The 21,200-nt window shown below is 42.8% G+C and carries 18 protein-coding genes; 10 read left to right on the plus strand and 8 right to left on the minus strand.

Going from position 1 to position 21,200, the window contains the following annotated elements; translation table 11 throughout:
* Positions 1-83: 83 nt before the first annotated feature.
* Genes HUU58_10975 through HUU58_10995 form a run of 5 tightly spaced genes read left to right on the plus strand, consistent with a single transcriptional unit; the run spans position 84 to position 6,340 of the window.
* A complete protein-coding gene (locus tag HUU58_10975; GenBank protein ID NUN46193.1) occupies positions 84-1,169 on the plus strand; it encodes an ATP-dependent 6-phosphofructokinase in 1,086 nt (361 codons plus the stop codon).
* 1 nt (position 1,170) lies between these two features.
* Complete coding sequence (locus HUU58_10980) at positions 1,171-1,872, plus strand: metallophosphoesterase family protein (GenBank protein ID NUN46194.1); 702 nt, start codon at positions 1,171-1,173, stop codon at positions 1,870-1,872.
* A 30-nt stretch (positions 1,873-1,902) separates the two neighbouring features.
* Positions 1,903-4,947 carry a preprotein translocase subunit SecA gene (secA, locus tag HUU58_10985; protein NUN46195.1) on the plus strand — a complete coding sequence of 1,015 codons (3,045 nt, stop codon included), beginning with the start codon at positions 1,903-1,905 and terminating at the stop codon, positions 4,945-4,947.
* Entirely contained in the window at positions 4,932-5,450 is a 519-nt protein-coding gene (locus HUU58_10990) for a GNAT family N-acetyltransferase (GenBank protein ID NUN46196.1), read from the plus strand. The genes secA and HUU58_10990 overlap by 16 nt, the downstream gene beginning before the upstream one ends.
* Complete coding sequence (locus HUU58_10995) at positions 5,447-6,340, plus strand: phosphoribosylaminoimidazolesuccinocarboxamide synthase (protein NUN46197.1); 894 nt, start codon at positions 5,447-5,449, stop codon at positions 6,338-6,340. The genes HUU58_10990 and HUU58_10995 overlap by 4 nt, the downstream gene beginning before the upstream one ends.
* On the opposite strand, the gene HUU58_11000 is transcribed toward HUU58_10995, so the two are convergent.
* Both HUU58_11000 and HUU58_11005 read right to left on the minus strand, forming a co-directional pair.
* Positions 6,341-6,751, minus strand: a complete 411-nt coding sequence (locus HUU58_11000; GenBank protein NUN46198.1) for an EVE domain-containing protein — start codon at positions 6,749-6,751, stop codon at positions 6,341-6,343. It abuts the gene before it with no gap.
* Positions 6,752-6,763: 12 nt separating this feature from the next.
* On the minus strand, positions 6,764-8,323 hold the full coding sequence (locus tag HUU58_11005; GenBank protein ID NUN46199.1) for a HAMP domain-containing protein: 1,560 nt from the start codon (positions 8,321-8,323) through the stop codon (positions 6,764-6,766).
* 163 nt (positions 8,324-8,486) lie between these two features.
* Here HUU58_11005 and HUU58_11010 point away from each other — a divergent pair, with 163 nt between their 5' ends.
* Entirely contained in the window at positions 8,487-10,394 is a 1,908-nt protein-coding gene (locus HUU58_11010; protein ID NUN46200.1) for a VanW family protein, read from the plus strand.
* Here HUU58_11010 and mutY read toward each other — a convergent pair.
* Positions 10,391-11,488 carry an A/G-specific adenine glycosylase gene (gene mutY, locus HUU58_11015; GenBank protein NUN46201.1) on the minus strand — a complete coding sequence of 366 codons (1,098 nt, stop codon included), beginning with the start codon at positions 11,486-11,488 and terminating at the stop codon, positions 10,391-10,393. The two genes, HUU58_11010 and mutY, sit on opposite strands and share 4 nt — an antisense overlap.
* Before the next feature lie 111 nt (positions 11,489-11,599).
* On the opposite strand from mutY, the gene HUU58_11020 reads away from it, so the two are divergent.
* Genes HUU58_11020 through HUU58_11035 form a run of 4 tightly spaced genes read left to right on the plus strand, consistent with a single transcriptional unit; the run spans position 11,600 to position 16,077 of the window.
* Positions 11,600-12,157, plus strand: coding sequence for a dCTP deaminase (locus HUU58_11020; GenBank protein ID NUN46202.1), 558 nt, complete (start codon positions 11,600-11,602; stop codon positions 12,155-12,157).
* Positions 12,135-13,727, plus strand: a complete 1,593-nt coding sequence (locus HUU58_11025; GenBank protein ID NUN46203.1) for a response regulator — start codon at positions 12,135-12,137, stop codon at positions 13,725-13,727. The genes HUU58_11020 and HUU58_11025 overlap by 23 nt, the downstream gene beginning before the upstream one ends.
* On the plus strand, positions 13,724-14,866 hold the full coding sequence (locus HUU58_11030) for a response regulator (protein NUN46204.1): 1,143 nt from the start codon (positions 13,724-13,726) through the stop codon (positions 14,864-14,866). Before HUU58_11025 ends, HUU58_11030 begins: the two co-directional genes overlap by 4 nt.
* Positions 14,866-16,077, plus strand: a complete 1,212-nt coding sequence (locus HUU58_11035) for a tyrosine--tRNA ligase (GenBank protein NUN46205.1) — start codon at positions 14,866-14,868, stop codon at positions 16,075-16,077. Before HUU58_11030 ends, HUU58_11035 begins: the two co-directional genes overlap by 1 nt.
* Before the next feature lie 3 nt (positions 16,078-16,080).
* Here the strand turns inward: HUU58_11035 and pssA are convergent, their stop codons facing one another.
* The 5 genes from pssA to HUU58_11060 form a co-directional block, all read right to left on the minus strand.
* Positions 16,081-16,827, minus strand: coding sequence for a CDP-diacylglycerol--serine O-phosphatidyltransferase (gene pssA, locus HUU58_11040; protein ID NUN46206.1), 747 nt, complete (start codon positions 16,825-16,827; stop codon positions 16,081-16,083).
* Between the two features lie 15 nt (positions 16,828-16,842).
* Positions 16,843-17,481, minus strand: coding sequence for a phosphatidylserine decarboxylase family protein (locus tag HUU58_11045; GenBank protein NUN46207.1), 639 nt, complete (start codon positions 17,479-17,481; stop codon positions 16,843-16,845).
* Positions 17,482-17,501: 20 nt separating this feature from the next.
* A complete protein-coding gene (locus HUU58_11050; GenBank protein ID NUN46208.1) occupies positions 17,502-18,263 on the minus strand; it encodes a phosphoribosylaminoimidazolesuccinocarboxamide synthase in 762 nt (253 codons plus the stop codon).
* A 40-nt stretch (positions 18,264-18,303) separates the two neighbouring features.
* On the minus strand, positions 18,304-19,602 hold the full coding sequence (locus tag HUU58_11055; GenBank protein ID NUN46209.1) for an adenylosuccinate lyase: 1,299 nt from the start codon (positions 19,600-19,602) through the stop codon (positions 18,304-18,306).
* Positions 19,603-19,676: 74 nt separating this feature from the next.
* Positions 19,677-21,176, minus strand: a complete 1,500-nt coding sequence (locus HUU58_11060) for a tetratricopeptide repeat protein (protein ID NUN46210.1) — start codon at positions 21,174-21,176, stop codon at positions 19,677-19,679.
* Between the last annotated feature and the right edge of the window lie 24 nt (positions 21,177-21,200).

Here is a 21,200-nt window from a genome sequence, read left to right on the forward strand (position 1 = left end):
ACGGGTGTCCGGTTTTTTTATGAATGGTGGTTGTTTATTGGTGATAATTTTGTAAATTGCGTCCCTTAAATTTGAGGTGTGTTATGCGCATCGGTATTTCTACAGGCGGGGGCGATTGCCCGGGACTAAACGCAGTAATTCGTGGAGTCACTGTTTCCGCGATCAACAACTACGGCTGGGAAGTTATCGGCATTCAGGACGGTTTTGAAGGTTTGCTCGATACCTCTAAAACACAAGTTTTAAAACTTAAAGACGTTGAAGGAATTATCGGTCTCGGAGGCACGATATTGGGAACGACCAATCATGGTAATCCTTTCAAATATCCCGTCAAAAAGAACGGTACGGCAGAGATCAAAGATCTGTCCGACGTTGTATTAGCCAATATCAAAAAGCTGGAACTGGATGCCTTGATTGTAGTCGGTGGAGACGGAACGCAAACTATCAGCCGTGACTTGTGGCGTAAAGGTGCGCCGATCGTTGGTATTCCTAAAACTATAGATAATGATCTTTTATCTACGGATGTAACGATCGGATACAATACCGCTGTTACCATCGCCGTGGATGCACTTGATAAACTGCATACTACAGCCAAAAGTCATCATCGTGCTATGGTCGTTGAAGTGATGGGGCGATATACGGGTTGGATTGCATTAGAAGCCGGTATTTCCGGTGCGGTGGATGTCATACTGATTCCTGAAATCCCTTTTGAAATAACCAAAGTTTGTGCGCACCTACAGAAGCGCATTGAACAAGGTAAAAACTATAGCATCATCATGGTAGCCGAAGGTGCAATGCCGGTCGGCGGTAAAACCATGATACTTGAAACGGCCGAACAAAACGTCGGCGGGGCTGAACGTCTTGGAGGCATTGGTAACTGGGTCAGCGCTCAGATCGAAAAAGAGTCGGGTGTCGAATCGCGTTGCGTTGTCCTGGGGCATATTCAGCGCGGCGGACCTCCGTCGCACATTGATCGTCTTTTTGCCTCGCGTATGGGTGCGTATGCCGTAGAATTGGCACAACAAAAAATGTTTGGTTATATGGCAAGTGCCCGTAATAAAGAAATCATTCACGTCAGCATAGAAAATGCCGTCGAAAAAATCCGTTATATTAACCCGGATAGTGAAACGGTAAAATCAGCTCGACAAATCGGAATCAGCTTCGGAAATTAGTATGCGCATTGCGATCATATCGGATATACACGGAAATATGGAAGCGTTGCGCCAGGCGTTGGATATTATCGGCGAACTCGGAACCGATGAAATTGTGTGCCTTGGTGACATCGTCGGCTACGGCCCGGATCCCGAACCGTGTGTGGATTTAATTCGCAAGCACTGTAAAACCGTGATCATGGGTAATCATGACAATGCCGTAATCGATATGTCCGCTACTGAAAATTTTAATCCCGTGGCCAAACAAGCGGTATGGTGGACGCATCAGCAGTTGAGTCCCGAAAGTTTATCCTTTCTTCAAGGATTGCCATACCGCAACCAACGTCAGGATTTACTCTTTGTGCATGCATCGCCGATGAATCCGGCCAAGTGGACGTATCTTTTTACGATCAATGACGCCTTACCGGAATTCGATGCATTTCAAGAGCGGATATGTTTTGTAGGTCATACGCATTCGCCGCGTGTGTTTTGCAATTCTCCGCATGCGACGGCGATAACCCGCGAATTCCAGTTTATTATCAATGTTGGCAGCGTCGGCCAACCGCGGGATGGCGATGCGCGTTTGAGTTTTGGATTGTTTGATACAGAAAAATGGGATTATAAAAATATTCGCAGTGAGTACGATGTTCAGACCACGGCACGCAAAACCCGCGAACGGGGATTACCGGTGATATTGGCGGAACGCCTTCTGCGCGGACGATAAAAAGAAACTTACAGGGAGTATACAGATACGATGATTCAAAGCCTTTTATCCAAGATTTTTGGAAACAAACACGAACGCGATGTAAAAAAGCTCTATCCGATCGTGGATGCGATCAATCAAAACTTTCAACAATTCGACACCCTATCGGACGACGAATTGCGCGCCAAAACCAACGAGTTTCGTGATCGGATACGCGAAAGCACGAAAGAAGAAATAGCCGCTGTACAGGCGATCAAAGAAACGATACGAACCAATACCGATCCGAATCGTTCTAAAACTTTGGTTGAAGAACTTAAAGTTGGCGAAAAAACTTTGCGCGAAGCGGAACAATATATTTTAGATGAAATTTTACCCGAGGCTTTTGCCTGTGTAAAACAAGCCTGCAAACGCTTGGTTGGGCAAAAATACATGGTTTGCGGCCGTGAAGTAAAGTGGGATATGGTACCATACGACGTACAAATGATCGGCGGGATCGCATTGCATGAAGGTAAAATCTCTGAAATGTCAACCGGTGAAGGTAAAACACTGGTGGCAGTAGCGCCGGTTTATTTGAATGCGCTGGCCGGACACGGCGTCCACCTTGTTACCGTCAACGATTACCTTGCTTTGCGTGACAAAGAATGGATGGGGAAAGTTTATGAATTCTTGGGGCTTACGATCGGCGTGATTCTTAACGATATGAACCCCACGCAACGCCGTGTAGCCTACGGTTGCGATATTACGTACGGTACGAATAATGAATTTGGTTTTGATTATTTGCGTGATAATATGGCTACTTCACCCGATGACGTTGTGCAGATTCGCGGGCATCATTATGCAATCGTGGACGAAGTGGATTCGGTGTTGATAGATGAAGCGCGTACGCCCTTGATTATCAGCGGCGCTGTAGATACTCCGACCAATCAGAAATACGAAGAAAGTAATCCGGGTGTACGGCGCCTCGTGGACTTGCAAACACGTTTGGTGAGCCAATTGGTGGCTGATGCGGATAAGCTGATCACTGAAGGAAAAAATAAAGAAGCCGGCATCAAGCTGCTGATGGCACAGCGCGGTGCGCCAAAAAACAAACGATTGATGAAAGCCATGACGGAAGAAGGTGTTGCGCAATTGATACAAAGTGTCGAAAGCGAATATCTCCGCGATAAAAAAATGCACGAAATCGATGAAGAGCTGTTTTTCGCTATTGACGAAAAAAATCACGGTATAGATCTTACTGAAAAAGGACGCAATGCCCTGTCACCGTCCAATCCTGAGATGTTTGTGATTCCCGATTTATCTGAGGAAATCATCAAAATTGACGGCAATAAAGAATTAACCGATCATCAGAAAGCAATCAAAAAAGAAGAACTCGGCACGCTGTACGCCGAGCGCAGTGATCGCATTCACAGTATCGAAAAATTGCTCACGGCCTACTCACTCTATGAAAAAGATGTCGAATACGTCGTACAAGACGGAAAAGTGCAAATTGTGGATGAATTTACGGGCCGTATTTTGCACGGAAGACGTTATAGTGATGGGTTACATCAAGCCATCGAAGCCAAAGAGAATGTAAAAGTCGAAAAAGATACGCAAACGTTGGCGACTATCACACTTCAAAATTATTTCCGTTTGTATAGCAAATTAGCCGGTATGACCGGTACGGCTTCAACGGAATCAACTGAGTTTTATGAAATTTACAAACTTGATGTAACGGCAATTCCGACCAATAAACCCATTCAGCGTGAAGATTTTGAAGATATGATCTATCGCACTAAACGGGAAAAATACAACGCTGTCATTGAACTGATACGTGAAAATCATAAAGCCGGTAAACCCACGCTGGTCGGAACTACCTCCGTCGAGGTGTCGGAGACCTTAAGCCGTATGCTGTCCCGCACGGGCATCAAACACGAAGTGCTCAACGCCAAACAAAATCAGCGTGAAGCGGAGATCATATCCAACGCCGGACAAAAAAGCGCCGTAACGATAGCTACCAATATGGCAGGCCGTGGTACGGATATCAAATTGGGCTCCGGTGTCGTAGAAGCCGGAGGTTTGCAGATCATCGGTACCGAAAGGCATGAATCCCGGCGTATTGACTTACAGTTACGCGGGCGAAGCGGTCGTCAAGGCGATCCGGGTAGCTCGGTGTTTTTTATTTCCCTCGAAGACGATCTCATGCGCCTTTTTGGTTCCGATCGTATTGCGCGGGTTATGGACAAATTGGGTGCCGAAGAAGGTGAAGTGATATCACACCGCTGGATAACCAAAGCGGTCGAAAGAGCGCAAAAGCGAGTAGAGTTCCGTAATTTCAGCATTCGTAAACGCCTCATCGAATACGATGACGTGATGAATCAACAACGTGAAATCATTTATAGCCGCCGCCGTCGAGCACTGATGGGTGAAAACATCAAAGTAGAGTTCCTTGATGTTCTGGACGAATTTGTAGAAATGCTCAATGATCGCTTTGTCAAAAATCAACCGCATCCCGAGGATTGGGATTTGGTTGGATTGACGGAGACACTGTTGCGTTCCTGTGGTATTGCCGTTGCACAAGATGAGTTTTATAAATTAAATGCCGAGCAGTTTTCCGTTCACATTCGCGGAATGCTCATGGAGCGTTATCAACAGCGCGAAGAAGTTTGGTCATCTGAAAACATGCGCCGTATCGAGCGTATCGCCGTTCTCAAGACCATTGATGAACGTTGGAAAGAGCATCTACGTGAAATGGAAGAGTTTAAAGAAGGTATCCACTTACGCGGTTATGGTCAGAAAGATCCGCTGATCGAATACAAAACCGAAGGTTTTGAGATGTTCATGCAATTGCTTGACCGCATCACATCCGAAATTGTGGAATTTGTTTTTCGCGCGGAACCGGCTGCAGAGATGGAACAACAAATGATTCGCCGCGCACGTGCTATGAAGGCTGTGCATGCATCATCGGAAGGAATGGGCTTTAGCGGGAGCGGGGATGAGCAGGCTGAACGACCCGTGCAATCGACTACAACGCCGATACGTGCCGAACAAAAAGTTGGACGTAACGACCCGTGTCCTTGCGGCAGTGGAAAAAAATATAAACAATGCCACGGCAAATAGTAGTTACAACGCCTCGTTTAACACTTCAAGCTTTGGATATAGAGTCACTGAAGTTGTTAAGTGAAAATCGTACTAAATTCGCTCAGCATCTAGGCGTTAATATCCCGGAGCATTGGCCAGCTCCCGATTTGATTGAAGCGTTGCCATTTTTTATCGGTTTGATCGAACAGAATCCGAGCGCGTACATGTGGCTGGTATGGATTACTGTCGAAACAAAAGCCAAAAATATCGTAGGCGGGATCGGGTTTAAAGGATCCCCTGATATGCAGGGAACCGTCGAAGTAGGCTACGATACGGCAGAAATGTATCGTGGTCTTGGCCTTGCTACAGAGGCTTTACAAGGCATAACAAACTGGGCTTTTGAGCAAAGTCAAGTCCGTCGGGTGATAGCGGAGACTGATAAATCAAACTTCCAATCCCATCGAGTATTGGAAAAAGCAGGATATTTAAAGTCCGGTGAAAATGAAACAATGTTTTTTTGGGAAAGGCTTAGATCATTATGAAGTCTAGTGCACCGGTACAGCAGACTGATTTTAAAAACTTAAAATTGATGCGTCGCGGAAAAGTTCGTGACGTGTATGATCTCGGTGACAAACTGCTCATCGTAGTGACAGATCGCATATCCGCGTTTGACGTGATCATGAAAGATCCAATACCGCAAAAAGGCGTAGTTCTCAATACGATGGCCTCATTTTGGTTTGATCAGACACGTCATATTATTCGAAATCATGTGATCACTACGGATGTTGAAAAATATCCAGAGCCTTGCAAGACCTACCGCGATGCACTTCAAGGGCGAAGTATGCTTGTCGAAAAAGCGAAATCGCTGCCGGTAGAGTGCATTGTCCGTGGCTATATTTCAGGCTCAGGTTGGAACGAATATCAAAGAACCGGAACCGTCTGCGGCGTCGTTTTGCCCCAAGGTTTAAAAGAATCGGATAAACTCCCGGAACCAATTTTTACGCCGACGACAAAAGCGGAACAAGGTCACGATCAGAATATTACCTTTGATGAAATGTGTAAAACGATAGGCAAAGATGTTGCTGAACAAGTCCGCGCTACGAGCATTAAGATTTATCAATTTGCTCAAACTCTGGCAGCTTCTAAAGGTATTATCATTGCCGATACGAAGATGGAGTTCGGCATCAAAGATGGTGAATTGATATTGATCGATGAACTTTTATCGCCGGATTCATCGCGATTTTGGCCTGCTGATCAATATAAACCGGGTGATAAACAGCCGAGTTATGACAAACAATTTCTTAGGGATTATCTGTTAGCTATTAAGTGGGATAATAATACAGCCGCACCCATTTTGCCGGAAGATATTATTAAGAAAACAGGCGAGAAATATCGTGAAGCGCTTCGGCTGATCACCGGTATAAATTTATAATCATTTTTCACCGGCCATTTTCATCAATTCTTTCCAAAGAGTATCCGGTACTTTGCTGACAGACAGTCGGCTGATACGCACCAACTCTAACTGAGCGAGTTTCGGGTTAGATTTGATTTCTGCAAGAGTTACCGGCTTAGCTAAAGTTTTACCCACCGACAGTTCCACCACGACAAGCTTAGGATTTTTCGATTTAGGATCAGGATAGGCTTCTTTATTTACTACCGCTGTTCCCACAAGGCATTTACCATCGTTGCTGTGATAAAATAATACGGTGTCACCTTTTTTCATGGATCGCAAATTAATAAGTGCGGCTGGATTTTTGACGCCGTCCCAAACCGTAGTTTTGTCTTTTTGGAATTGTTCAAATGAATAAACGGACGGTTCTGATTTGACGATCCAATACGCCATATATGCTCTCCTTTAAGATGGATTTTCTTTTGGCAAAGTGATGGTAAAAGTTGTTCCGAGGTTTTCGATGCTATCGACAGAGATAGTGCCTTGATGCTCTTCGATTATTTTTTTTACGATCGCCAGACCAAGTCCCATACTAGTTGTTTTCGTTGAAAAATGAGGCTCAAAAATTCGTTCGAGATTAGATTTGGGAATTCCGTATCCGTTATCGGCAATAATAAGTTGTACGTGTGTGTTCACATCTATCGTTGCTATACGAATCAGGCGATCCTGTTTGTTTGAAACTGCGGCCAGCGCATTATCAATAAGGTTAATTAATACGCGTTTGAATGCCTCGGTATCAAGGGGAATAAATGGAAGGCGATCATCTAATTTTTTTTCGAAGGGGATAGCGGCATACATCAGGATGATATCTTCAATAAGTTTATTCAGAGACGAAGGCTTAAGAACAACGATCGGCATACGTGCAAAATCCGAAAATTCTTTGGTCAAATTGCGTAATGTTTCAATTTCTTCTTCGATGATAGTTGTGCATTCCGCGAGAAGTTTCCGATATTTTTCATCATTTCCGGCGTATGAATCTTTAATTTGCTGAATCGTAAGTTGTATCGGAGTAAGCGGGTTTTTTATCTCGTGCGCCATACGTTGCGCCATTTCACGCCATGTCGCTGTTTTTTCAAGTTGTAAAATGCGCTGCTGCTCTTCACGAAGGTTTTGAACCATTTGATTAAGGGCGGCGGCTAAAGCACCAAATTCATCCCTTGTGTCCAGTTGTAAACTATAATCCATTTGCCCCTTAGCAATATTGGAAGCCTGCCGACTAAGCGCCTGAAACGGTTTGAACATCTGGCCGATAAAAAACCATAAAAGTAAAATAAATATAGATGCAGGTACAAGTACCGCGGCAAAGAATATCCATAGATGAGAAAAGCGCATGTTATCTGCGCCACGGAGCAGCAAAGTATATTGATTGTTCGCAGCGACAATACGCTCGTATTTTTTGGCGAATTCCTTTTCTACCATCCGCGCCGTGATAAGGTAACCCTGCTGTTGTGAAGGCAACGCCAGCGTTGTTTTGTACACGAGGGACCGATTGATACTGTCGTAAGCGGAGGTAGATCTTGCAAATTGTTCATCTGTTTTGAGGCTATCGGGAAACACGGACGAAAGGCGTTTGTCTAGTATGCTTAAATGCCGGAATAAACAACGGCCGTTTTCGTCATACAAAAAAACGCCATCTATACGGAGTTGAGTAAATAAAGGCAAGCCGATAAAGGCCTGAAACTGATCGGAGGTCAATTTTTGGCCTTGTAAACGGATAATGAAATCAGTGAATTCGGGTCGCTGTGAAAAAGCACGAGCATTTTCTGAAAAAATGCGACGTTCGTCTTCGATCAGATTTTCGGCTATTTGACGACCACTAACCAGCGCTTGTCCGATTTTATTGTCCATCAGTTGTTCGGAAAAGCGTGATGAAAAATAATGAAATCCGAAAATTGCGATACCGGTAATGAACAGTATCGAAGCGGCTGCGGCGATTAAAATCTTTTTTTCTAAGGGAACCCGCATATGAGCATTAAACCAAAGATAACGTTATTGTACACATACACGATAGTTCTTGCAGATGTATGGCGGAATAAATTATATTGCACCAGTTTAAAAAGTTTTTTTACGTTATACAAGCGCGTATTTAACCTATTTATTGCGAAAAAAGATAGGGGTAACTCTGACGATGGCCGATACAACTGAAGTAGAATACATTATTGATCACAATCAAACTCAGGTCAATCTTTCGTCAGCACCGAGTTTACAGATACGTACATTCATTCCTCATAAAATAATGCGGTCGCTATATTATTTTGTTTTAGCTAGCGGATTGATTTTATTTATCGTTTCCGTAAATAATTTGTATCTCAATAACAGGATTCCATGGAACACTATGGTCCATGACGTTTCCGTCGGAGGTATGACCGTTTCTCAGGCGCGCGCGGCAATGACTGTATATGTAGATGAGTTTAAAAATCGGGATGTTCGATTATTGACGGAAGAAGGAGAGTTCCTAACCAAAAATTCCGAGTTCCAGCCGACTTTTGATATAGAAAAAGCCATAGTAACAGCTTTCGAGCGTGGCCATAATCCGGATCCGTGGAAAAACGTTCAAACGCGCACCGCGTCTATGTTTTTCTCAGTTAGAGTTCCGTTAGAAGGCTGGTACGACGAAAATCGTTTTGTCCGAACTATCATCAACAAAATTCCCAAGCTTAAGAATAATCAACCGATAGACGCTACTGTAGCTTGGGCTGATCGTCAATTCAAAGCTGTGGCAGGGCGAGGCGGACTTGGATTTGATGAAGAAAAAGCAAAAAAATCATTTTCTGAAAATATCCGATCCTTCGCGTCCATAGATATACCTGTAGATATACGAAGTAAAGAGCCGGATGTCACGATAGCCGCTACAACTAAGGCAATTCGACGTGCCTACGCGGCGTACGGGAAAAACGTTCGTATGTATTATACATACGATGGCTATAACTACGATTCGTGGGCTTTTGCAATATCTGATCGGAGAGAATTTATCGAATTCCGCAAAGTGTGGGAAGGAAATGAATTTGCTTTATATCCGGTGCTTAATACAGAGATGTTACGTGAAGAGCTCAATCGTCGCGTTGCGCCGTATATGTATCGTGCTAAAGAAGATGTTACAATTCGTGATGATAATGGTAAAATAGTTGTTGAAGGTGTCGCCCGCGACGGATATTATCTTGACATACCGCGTTCGATCATCAATATCAACGAATCCGTCATGAAGGGGATATTGGATACAGTCGGCAATATTCGCGCAGATTTAGTAGTAGCTCATCTTACCGGCGGCATATCTAACCCTGATAATCCCTTTGGTATTACGGACGTATTAGCAACCGGAGTTACGGATTATTTTGGTTCACCGGAAAATCGTAAATTTAATATTAACCACGCAGCAAAAAATTTTCAAAATATTGTGGTCAAGCCGGGTGAAGATTTTTCATTTTTAAAATATCTCGGTGAAGTGGACAGCCTTTCCGGGTACCTCAAAGAACTTGTAATCGTAAACGGAGACAGCAGTGAGCCTAATTGGGGCGGCGGAGTATGTCAGGTTTCAAGTACGCTTTTTAGAACTGTTTTTTTTGCCGGATTGAATGTCAAAAAACGCACTAACCATTCTTATGCTGTTAAATATTATGAACCGCTTGGGTTAGATGCGACGATCTTTATACCTGCACCGGATTTGGTATTTGAAAACGATACCAAAAATACGATTATCATTCAAAATCTTGTTGATCTCAAACGAACCAAAATGTATTTCAAACTTTTTGGAAAAAAAGACGGGCGGAAAGTTGAGTATGAGGGCCCGATAGATCAGGGGACAGTCGGCGAAAAAAATGAACACTACCGCGTTATGTGGACGCGTACGGTCGAGTTGCCGGATGGAACAAAACGGGCGGACAAATTCGGTTCGACATACAAAAATAAGGACCTTGTTAAAAAACATAAACCGGATTCGACACTCAATACCCCTGCAGACAGTTCCGGGTTACGAAATGGTGTTGTTTTTGGTGATTCAGCCCACACCAGTGCGACGACGTCCAATACACCCAATTAAATCATATCCTTTACCAACTTCTCTAATGCTTTCCGGTGGCTAGTAGCCCATGCCAATTCCAGTGCTTTTTTGGGGTAAACCCAACGTAAGGCAGAGTGCTTGCGTTTGACCGCTTGTCCCCCAATGTAGTCACATTTATAAAAATGTAATGTAACTGTATAATGTGAATAGGCATGCTTATGCACTAATATGCATTTACCGATTTTAGCCCTAATACCGATTTTGTTTTGCAATTCGCGCTCACAAGTTTTTAAAAGCGATTCACCGGATTCTTTTTTTCCCCCAGGAAATTCCCATAGATTACCCAAAATCACATCGGTCGGGCGTTTGGCTGCAAGAATTCTTTTATTTTTAAAAACTATTCCTGCAGCGATATGCAAGTGAGGTTTGATGGTTTTCTTTTTTTTGTTAGGTAAAATATTAGGATTGGGTAATTCATTATAAGATTTGCAAAATCGGTGTACAGGACAGCGGGTGCATTGAGGCGATTGGGGCGTGCATATCAAAGCGCCTAGCTCCATGAGTGCTTGATTAAAATCGCCCGGGTTTTCATCCGGTATCATAGATTGCACTAAGCTTTCAATTTGTCGTTTGGTTGCGGACAGATGAACTTCAGATTCGATTCGGTAAAGCCGACTCATAACACGGATTACGTTTCCGTCAATAGCCGGTAATTTCTTTTGGTAGGCGATACTAAGTACAGCACCGGTAGTATAATCTCCGAAACCGGGTAAGCTACGTGCAAATTCGTATTGATCCGGTATTCGACCTTGATATTGAGCAACTACGATCTGAGCTGCTTTGTGAAGTAAAGCGGCTCGACGGTAATAGCCTAAGCCTTCCCAAAGTTTATAGACTTCGTCGGTTTTAGCATTGGCAAGCGATAAAATGTCAGGGAATGCGACCATAAATCTTTGATAATAGGGGCGCACTTGCTCCACTTGAGTTTGTTGCAGCATGACTTCCGAAACCCATATGCGATACGCATCCTGTGTTGTACGCCATGGCATCTCTCGTTTATGTTTGTAGAACCACGGAAGAAGTTTTTTCGTAATTTTTTCCGGTATTTGGGTTGTAGTCCGTCGAGGCGTCATGGATAGTGTTGGAGGTAAATTATTTATTGATAAACGCTGTAGTGTTGTCTATATTTATTTCTAATATTGGATTCATTTAGTTTTATTACAATCCTAATTTTATTTATCCCAATGATCTTAACGGACACTCAGATTTTAGCCGAAATCGCTAAAGGTACCATACGTATTGAACCTTTTCGTCGCGATTGCCTTGGTTCCAATAGTTATGATGTGCATTTAGGCAAATACCTCGCGGTGTATTCCGAGGAAACTCTAGATTGCAAAAAAGATAATCCGATCGAACATTTTGAGATACCCGAAGAAGGGTATGTATTGATGCCCACGAAACTTTATCTCGGTGTAACCCAAGAATACACGGAGTCCATGGCCCATGTTCCATTTTTGGAAGGCAAATCGAGTATCGGAAGATTGGGAATTGACATTCACGCGACAGCCGGTAAAGGGGATATTGGTTTCTGTAATACATGGACACTCGAAATTTCAGTAAAACACCCCGTACGCGTATACGAGGGTATGCCCATAGGTCAATTGATTTATTTTGAGGTTTCGGGGCAGATTGAAACACCTTATAATTCTAAGCCGTCGGCTAAGTATAATGAACGCACGATACGTCCTGTCGCATCCATGATGTTTAAAAATTTTGATCGTGAAAAAAATCGCTGGAAATGAAAGAGCCGATTATAACATGATGGCTGAACAACAAATGTATTCCCTCTCCGAAGTGTTGAACGCATTGCGTATGCGTGTGAAACCCGAAACTTTTGCATCGGTATGGTTACAGGAGTGGCTCCGTCAATGCGATGTTGCGCGATTGGAATGTTTTGAAGCAAACAATGAAGGTCAATGGAGTTCTATTCTGCGTTGGGAAAAAAACGGCTCTCATAATCCGGCATTAAATTCACAACCGGTTCATCCGAATGCAGCGATGCAAATCGCCTTTAAGCAAGCAGAACCTCTAATCGGCGATAGTTCCCAAATATACGGTAAACCATCAGCGGTGCCGATGACATCGGTCGTATTGCCCGTTTTATCGGACAAACAAGTAGTAGGCCTTATTGTTGCCGATAAATTGACTGAGCATGAAAAAAATATAAACATACCATTTTTGGAATTATTGTCATCGTTATGGGGCCTGCACCGCGCCTCTATGGTCGCAACGGAAACTCTCGAAGCCGTTCGATTTGAAAGAGATAATTTACGTGCTCAGATTGAACAGGCTCTAGCCGCATTTAGGCCGGAAACACCACAAGATGAATTGGCGCGTACATTGATTACGATTGCTCGAAGCTTAGCACAAATGCTGCTACCGTCAATAATTCAACAAGACAAAAACAATATAGATGCTGTTTTATCTTTCTCAAAAGAAGTTTCCTTTTTTGAAAAAAATGAATTTCATGCAAATTTTTATCAACCGCAGGAAAATGAGGAGTCGGATATTTCATCGGTCTTAGACGAATCTGTAGACATTGCAAGAAACGATGAGGCGTGTGTCAAAAAAAGATTTATTATAGACTTCAAAAGGCAAGGTCGTGAAATCGTTTCGTCTGAGTTTAAGCGATTGCAACAATTTATATCTTCCGTATTTTCATTGATGATCAGCTATGGCAAAGAAAATTCAACAATAGCCGTTGAATACACGCCTCAAGGTGAATTTATAAAAATTCTAATAAAGGCCGATACCGAAAGAGGGTTTCACGAAAAAATCGGTGATTTTTATGCTTTCACAGCTAGGTTAAATGGCTGGGAATGTGATTGGTCAGCGCATGAAAACAAGATACAGTGTATTCTATCACTGCGACGTGTTGCGAGTTCGGATTCATCGCAGAACACATCACAATCTTTGGCCGACTCGAAAAAGGAAACAAGACTTCTTATTGTTGATGATGACGAATCTTTACGTGAACTTATGGTGGATATTTTGGAGTCACGTAATTATCAAGTCGTATGTTGTCCGGATGCATCATCGGCGATGGAACAGATTAATAAATTGCGCTACGACATGATCATTACAGATTTAGGTCTTCCCAATATCAGTGGTTCGGAATTGGCTGCACAGATTAAAGCCTTAAATCCACATCTACCTGTAATGATGATGACCGGGTGGAATATCGATACAGAGCGTCCGGATGCGCGGACCACATATGTAGATTTTATTTTGCCGAAACCTTTCAATTTGAATGAATTGCTGGAGAAAGTAGAAAACGGTCTCCATGCATCACGTACGATGAGGCATTCATGAAACCTACTTTAATGCTGGTTGATGACGAATCGAGGGTTCTGGAGGTACTTGTTAAAACATTCGAATCCCAATATCAGATTTTTTCTTTTACAGGTGCTCATGATGCGCTGGAGTTACTCAAAAGGCAACCGGTTCAGGTGATCATTACCGATGAACGTATGCCAAAAATGAACGGCATGACGTTTCTTAAAGAAGCAAAAGTATGGGCTCCCAATACAGTGAATATCATTCTTACGGCCTATACGGATATCAATGTTGCTATCGAAGCAATCAATAGTGCGGTGGTATATCGTTATGTCGTAAAACCATGGGATACAGATGACCTTAGAACGATCGTGCGTCAAGCTTTTGAACGGTATGCATTGGTACAAGAAAATAAAAAACTAACTGACGAGCTGATCGCTAAAAATGCGGCACTGGAACAAAACCTGAAACAATTAAAGGAGACTCAGGAAAAACTGCTGCGCCAGGAAAAATTAGCCGTAGTGGGTCAATTGACGGCGAGTATCGGCCATGAGTTACGCAACCCGCTGTCGCGTATCAAAGCATCCGCCGCGTTGATGCGAAATGAAATTTTACCGGAAGAAAAAGAGAAAAAAGAGCTTCTTCAAATCATTGATAATGAGGTCATGATATCTACCAAAATTATTAATGACCTTTTAGATTATTCCCGTGACCGTAAAACTATTTTTAAATCGGGTAATTTTAATATTATTATTGATGAAACGCTAATGCGCATGCGTTTCCCGGATGAAGTGGAGGTTGTGCGCGAATTGGCATCGGATCTGCCGGACAATCAAGTGGATGAAGGTCAGATTCAGCAAATACTTATCAATCTCATGCTTAATGCCATCCAAGCCATGGAATATAGCGGAAAAATCTATGTCCGTACTCATCATGACGGAGATGCAGCAATCGTCGAAATCAAAGATACCGGATGCGGTATATCCAACGAAAACCTTGAGCGCATTTTCGAACCACTTTTTACTACCAAACCGAAAGGTATAGGCCTTGGTATGTGTATCGTAAAAATGTTAATTGAAAAACACGGTGGCACCATCGGTATTACTAGCAGAGAAAATATAGGAACTACCGTAAAGATTAGAATTCCATTTCATCCGAATTTTATGGAGAATTGATGTTTCTTCCGATTGCAGACCAGCTTGCAGTTATCAAACGTGGCATCGTTGACTTAATCCCAGAAGACGAACTTGTAAAAAAACTTGAGAATTCACTCAGAACCTCAAAACCGCTTAAAGTCAAATTAGGCTGTGATCCTTCACGTCCGGACTTACATATAGGCCATTCTGTGGTACTGAGGAAATTACGCCAATTTCAAGATCTTGGACATCAGGCGATATTGGTGATCGGTGATTTTACCGGTATGATCGGCGACCCAACAGGTAAAAATAAAACCAGACCATCGTTATCATTGGAAGAGACACGGCTTAACGGTAAATCGTACCTGGAGCAAGCGTCTAAGATTTTGGACGCCCAAAAAACAAAAATCGTATATAATTCTGACTGGTTGGGAGCCATGAATTTTGCCGATGTGGTAAAATTGGCCAGTCGGTATACGGTAGCACGCATGTTGGAGCGAGATGACTTTGAAAACCGTTATCGTAGCGGAGAACCGATCAGTATTCATGAGTTTTTATATCCATTAGCGCAAGGTATGGATTCGGTGGCCTTGGAAGCCGATGTGGAGTTGGGCGGTACAGATCAGAGATTCAATTTGTTGGTAGGCCGGGATTTGCAGCGCGAATACCAGCAGCAACAGCAGGTCATTATTACTATGCCGTTATTGGAGGGGACAGACGGCGTTCAAAAAATGAGCAAATCGTTAAATAATTATATCGGCATTGATGACTCGCCTAAAGAAATGTTTGGCCGGGCAATGTCTATTCCTGATGCTTTAATTTATAAATATTTTGAATTAACGACGAATGTTGATGCAGGCGAGCTTCATAAAATAAAAACAGATTTGGACAGCGGTACAGTAAACCCATCGCACTTAAAACGACGCTTGGCTAAAGAATTGATATCTATTTATCACGATGCCGGGCGTGCGCAAGCGGCGGAAGAAGAGTTTGATCTGATTTTCAAAAAGAAAGAAATCCCGGAAGACATTCCGGTTATTTCATTGAACAAGGGCACGTGGATCATTTCAAAACTACTACTTGAATGTAAATTAGTTGAATCGGGCAAAGAAGCACAAAGACAAATTCAACAAGGTGCCGTGAATATTAATGGTGAAAAAATAACGGATGAACGTGCAGTTATCCAAATCGAATCGGAGCTTGTGATTAAGGTAGGTAAGAGAAAGTTTTTGAAAATTATTCCGACTTAATCGTTAGTCTATAGCCGGAATATCTTGCGTATCCTCGTCTGGTTCTTTATTAGAAAATATTGCCACAAAACCCATCAGAATTCCATAGGCTATGAAAAGCATCATGACAGGAAACGCAACACGCTGAGGATAAATCAAAAAAGCAATAAAACAAACTATCAAAAGCCCAAGTTTGATGCGATCTTCGGTTTTCTGGAATGAAAAATTAGGCATGCCCTCGTAGCGAATTTTACTGACCATAAGAAACGATACAAGCAAAGTGATTGCAGCCATGACGATAATATGGTTGCAGGCCTGAAATACGTCTATTTCAAATGCTACAAAAGAGGCGATAGTAATAGCCGACGAGGGAATCGGTAAACCGGTAAAGAAACTGTCTTTTTCCGAATGATCGGCGACGCCGACATTAAAACGTGCTAAACGGATTCCTCCGAAAACAAGTGGCATGAAGCTGATTAAAATCCCCCATATACCCCAAGGCTCAAAGTAAGCTTTGTAGATCAATACTGCAGGCGCAAATCCAAACGACGATACATCGGCGAGAGAATCTAATTCAACCCCAAATTCCGAACTCGACTTGGTGAGGCGTGCAACTTTACCGTCCAGTACATCCATGATGGCCGCAACGACAATCAGAGAGGCGGCTTCCATATAATCACCCCGAATGGAGCTGATGACAGAGAGGAAACCGGCAAAAAGATTGAGCGCGGTTACAAGCGATGGCAGATGCCTTTTGGGCGAGGCTTTCAAAAGATAAATCCCTGATTACTTTATGATGCCGATTATGGTTTCTCCGGCCGTTGTCGTGTCACCGACTTTAACTTTGATGTCTACGTTTTTCGGAACGATAATGTCCATGCGGGAACCGAATTTCATAATCCCACAGCGTGTACCGCGATCAACACGGTCGCCTTGTTTTCCGTAAAACACTATTCGACGTGCAAGAAGGCCGGTTATTTGTTTGAATAGAATTTTTACACGTGGATGCTCTAGGCCGACGATGGTTTGCTCATTTAGCTCGGATGCTTTGTCATCAAAAGCTACCATGAACTTACCTTTCATATACTCATAAAAAGCGATTGTCCCACCTAAAGGATAGCGATTGACGTGTACATTGAATACAGACAGAAAAATACTGATTTGTGTAGCCTCCGACTTGAGGTATTTATCTTCGCGAACATCGCGTATCAAAACAACTTTGCCGTCTGCCGGGGCAATGATCGTATTGTCATCACCAGCGATTGTTCGTTCGGGATCACGAAAGAACCATAGTACGAGCAGTTCGACTAAAAGCAACGCGATCACCAGTGCGATCCATCCGGAGCCCAGCGTAGCATACATGATGATTGCTATCGAAACGAGTATGTTTACGATGAAAATCGTTACAAGGCCTTCGCGCGATATTTTCAAAGCAAAATCTCCGGTTAATCGTGAATGGTTGGTCGCTCATCCCGTGTTTTAGGATGCGTTATCGTTTGTCGTACCTCGCCATAAATTTTATGCAAATCATTTTCTTTAGCGGCGGCTATTTCCTTGTCAAATTTGCGGCCGCGGTTAATATCCCACAAACGGCAGGTATCTAAGGTCAATTCGTCAGCCAAATAGATCTTACCTTTTTGCCGGCCAAATTCAAGTTTGATGTCTACTAACTGAAAACCGCGACGTTCAAAGAAATTACGAACAATCGCGTTGACCTTACCGGAAAGCCTCTGGATCGTACGTACTTCATCCTGATTGGCCGAGCCGAACGCATACAGATGGTATTCGTTGACCATCGGGTTGCCCATTTTATCATTTTTAAAATAAAATTCAATGATCGGAGCAGGTAAAGGGTCGCCATCGCTCATCTTAAAGTTTTTTGCGAAACTGCCGGCTGCGATATTCCGTACCACGACATAAATAGGAATCATTTCAAGATTGCGTACCACGAGGGATTTGTCGTCGTATTTGCCGACGTAGTGCGTAGGGATATGATAGCTCTCAAGAAATTGAAATACATACGATGTAAGCTCTGTATTAATCTGACCTTTCCCACGTGCTTTCATCACTTTTTTTGTATCCATAGGCACGAGATCATTTTTACATTCCATCAACAAATAATCAGGATTATTTGTTGAGTAGAATTTTTTAATCGTTCCTTCAAGAAATATTTTTTCTTTCTCGAGTTTCTTGATATTAACTTCCAAAATAACCTCCTGCGGATACCGCACTATACTTAAATTAATTCTATGATTTTATTCCTGCGCGTTCAAAAAGATACCCGATATGCTTCATACTATGCTTCAGATCAAAACATTCATCTATTTCTTCCATCGATAGGCGCGATGTTACTTCCGCATTAGCCGTAATGGCTTTTTTGAAGTTACCATCCGGTGCTTCCCATACCGCCATGGCCGTCGTTTGAACGATTTTATACGCCTCTTCGCGTTTTAGTCCTTTTTTGGCAAGTGCCAGCAATACCGGTTGGCTAAAGATCAAACCTTTGGAACGTTCAATATTGCGCATCATGTTTTCCGGGTACACGATGAGTTTATCAACGACGCGTATAAATTGTGTTAACATATAATCCAGCAAAATAGTGCTGTCAGGAATGATCACACGCTCGACGGAAGAGTGGGTAATATCTCTTTCATGCCACAGCGCCACGTTTTCCAGTGCCGCTTGAGCATTACCACGGAGAACGCGAGCCAATCCTGCGACACGTTCGCAGGTAATAGGATTACGTTTATGCGGCATCGCCGAAGATCCTTTTTGACCTTTAGAAAAATATTCTTCGGCTTCAAGAACTTCTGTTCGCTGTAAACTGCGAATTTCAGTGGCAAATTTTTCCAAAGATGCACCGATGACGGCCAGTGTTGCAAGAAAATCGGCATGGAGGTCACGCGGCACGACTTGCGTTGCATTGATTGGTTTTAAGCCAAGAAGCGAAGCTGTTTTCTCTTCAACGCGCGGATCCAAGTGCTCAAAGGTTCCTACGGCTCCGGATATTTTGGCAACACTGATCGCTGCGACAGCACGTTTCAAACGCTCGGCATTGCGCGTCATTTCATCATACCACAGTGCCAGTTTTAAACCAAAAGTAACCGGTTCGGCGTGCACGCCGTGCGTACGTCCCATACATGGCGTCATCTTGAATTCTAATGCGCGGTGATGGAGTACTTCACGCAGTTGTTGGATATCCTGGAGCAAGATGTTTCCGGCTTCTCGAATCGTCAACGAAAGGGAAGTATCCAAAACATCGTTGGATGTCATACCAAGATGTATAAAACGCGAAGGTTCACCGACATATTCGGCGACGTTTGTAAGGAATGCAATCACGTCATGCTTGACTTCGGCTTCGATCTCCAAAACGCGTGCCGTATCAAAACGTGCACGGGATTTGATAGCGGCTAATGCATCGCCAGGTATATAACCCAAATCCGCTTGCGCTTCGCAAACGGCTATCTCCACGTCAAGCCATTTTTGAAATTTATTTTCGTCCGACCAGATTTTTCCTAGCTCCGGGCGTGTATATCGTGTTATCATGCGTTATGTTCATCCGGCAGTACTATGGGGTACCAAATTACTGCCGTCGTTTGCCTATCTGAATTTTATCTAAATTATTTAATTTCGTTTGCTTTTTTAAATGCGGCTTCGGCTTCACGTTTTTTCTGCAAATTAACATAGGCCGTACCAAGCATGATCCATGTATTTGCATGGGAAGGGCGCAGCTCGGAGGCTTTTACCAAATACGGAATTGCTTTTTCAAAATAAGGCTTTTGTTTTTTAACTTTTTCAGCGTTGACGAGCGTGTAGTACAAATGACCCTCGATTTCCGCCTGATAATTGTACATTTTTCCGATACGGTAATTTGTTTCAGCCATTTCAAGTGTAGTCGGTAAACTGGCTTCCAATGATGCGATAGCATCAGCTATATCCGTGCGAACAATCTCGATGTCGGATTTGAGCGTCGTAGTGATTTTGTTCATGTCGGCACGGGCGCCGCCATTTTTGTCAATCGTTTCAGTACGCTTACTTTGATAAGATTGATACGACTGTTCAGCTACTTGGAAATTTACAACCGGATCATCTTTACGCAGACTTTTGACTTTACGAAATTGAGTGTTGGCTTTATCGAAATCTTTACGGTTATAGTATAGACGTCCGAGATTGAAATGTAAATCCGGGTTTTCCGGGTTTTTTTCTAATGCTTTGGTATACACGGCAATGGCTTCATCCGCTTTACCTTGACGATCAAGCATAAGTGCCTTATCGCCGATGAGGGATGTCTGATATGCAACAGCTTGACTATCTGGAGCGTTCATGGCTAAAGCGGTATCCATCCAAGCCATCATTTTTTCTTCATTATTTTCTTGTGTGTACAGACTTATAATGCTTGTGACAAATGAGAAATTAGCACGGTCAAGAGCATGCATTTTGGTAAGATATGATACGATGTCTTCCCGAATTGTTTTTTTATTAGTTTCTTCTTTTTCCATATTAAGAAGCTGAATATATACGGTAGCAATCGTTCCATAAACGCCTAAAGCATACGAACTCGGTACGTTATTGGCTGTAATGGTAACGGTAGGATCGATTTCAAGTAATGATTTGAATTTTGAAATGGTTTTATGATACAAAACCTTTTGAGAATCCGGCGATGTAGCAGCCGCGGCAGCACGATAAGCTTGATTGCCTTGGTTATATGTTTTCAGTTTGACATCATTCATCATATCTTTGATGGAGAAAAGATCAACACCGCCTGAAACTTTTTCTCCTTTTTCGAAATATTTCTTACCGAAGGTTAATGTTTTATTGCAATACTCCCATGCTTTAATCATATCATTCATACGATGATATACGGCGGCAGCATAGTAGTGTGTTTCTTCTTTTTCTTTATCATTTTTATCAACTTGAGCATTGTTGACCAATAAAATTTCTAAAGCCTGTTGGTAATATTTATCTGCATCACCGGGCTCATTAGAAGCATTTTTCAGACGTTGTTTAATGCCTGTAATAGATGCAGAATGGCTGATTTTCTTTTTTTCCTGCGCGAAAATTTGTTGACCTAAAATTAGACTAAGAAGAATCATCGCTGCGGATTTGAATACCAGTTTCATTAGAAATCTCCAATCATTAGTGTG

It is taken from the genome of bacterium (assembly GCA_013360215.1).
Taxonomy (GTDB): domain Bacteria; phylum CLD3; class CLD3; order SB21; family SB21; genus JABWCP01.

What these genes read in the sequence shown, in the direction of transcription:
- HUU58_10975 (NUN46193.1), top strand. Translation starts at nt 84, where the DNA reads ATGCGCATCGGTATTTCTACAGGCGGGGGCGATTGCCCGGGACTAAAC.
- HUU58_10995 (NUN46197.1), top strand. Translation starts at nt 5,447, where the DNA reads ATGAAGTCTAGTGCACCGGTACAGCAGACTGATTTTAAAAACTTAAAA.
- HUU58_11055 (NUN46209.1), bottom strand. Translation starts at nt 19,602, where the DNA reads ATGATAACACGATATACACGCCCGGAGCTAGGAAAAATCTGGTCGGAC.
- HUU58_11030 (NUN46204.1), top strand. Translation starts at nt 13,724, where the DNA reads ATGAAACCTACTTTAATGCTGGTTGATGACGAATCGAGGGTTCTGGAG.
- HUU58_11035 (NUN46205.1), top strand. Translation starts at nt 14,866, where the DNA reads ATGTTTCTTCCGATTGCAGACCAGCTTGCAGTTATCAAACGTGGCATC.
- mutY (NUN46201.1), bottom strand. Translation starts at nt 11,488, where the DNA reads ATGACGCCTCGACGGACTACAACCCAAATACCGGAAAAAATTACGAAA.
- HUU58_11020 (NUN46202.1), top strand. Translation starts at nt 11,600, where the DNA reads ATGATCTTAACGGACACTCAGATTTTAGCCGAAATCGCTAAAGGTACC.
- secA (NUN46195.1), top strand. Translation starts at nt 1,903, where the DNA reads ATGATTCAAAGCCTTTTATCCAAGATTTTTGGAAACAAACACGAACGC.
- HUU58_11000 (NUN46198.1), bottom strand. Translation starts at nt 6,751, where the DNA reads ATGGCGTATTGGATCGTCAAATCAGAACCGTCCGTTTATTCATTTGAA.
- HUU58_11005 (NUN46199.1), bottom strand. Translation starts at nt 8,323, where the DNA reads ATGCGGGTTCCCTTAGAAAAAAAGATTTTAATCGCCGCAGCCGCTTCG.
- HUU58_10980 (NUN46194.1), top strand. Translation starts at nt 1,171, where the DNA reads ATGCGCATTGCGATCATATCGGATATACACGGAAATATGGAAGCGTTG.
- HUU58_10990 (NUN46196.1), top strand. Translation starts at nt 4,932, where the DNA reads ATGCCACGGCAAATAGTAGTTACAACGCCTCGTTTAACACTTCAAGCT.
- HUU58_11060 (NUN46210.1), bottom strand. Translation starts at nt 21,176, where the DNA reads ATGAAACTGGTATTCAAATCCGCAGCGATGATTCTTCTTAGTCTAATT.
- HUU58_11010 (NUN46200.1), top strand. Translation starts at nt 8,487, where the DNA reads ATGGCCGATACAACTGAAGTAGAATACATTATTGATCACAATCAAACT.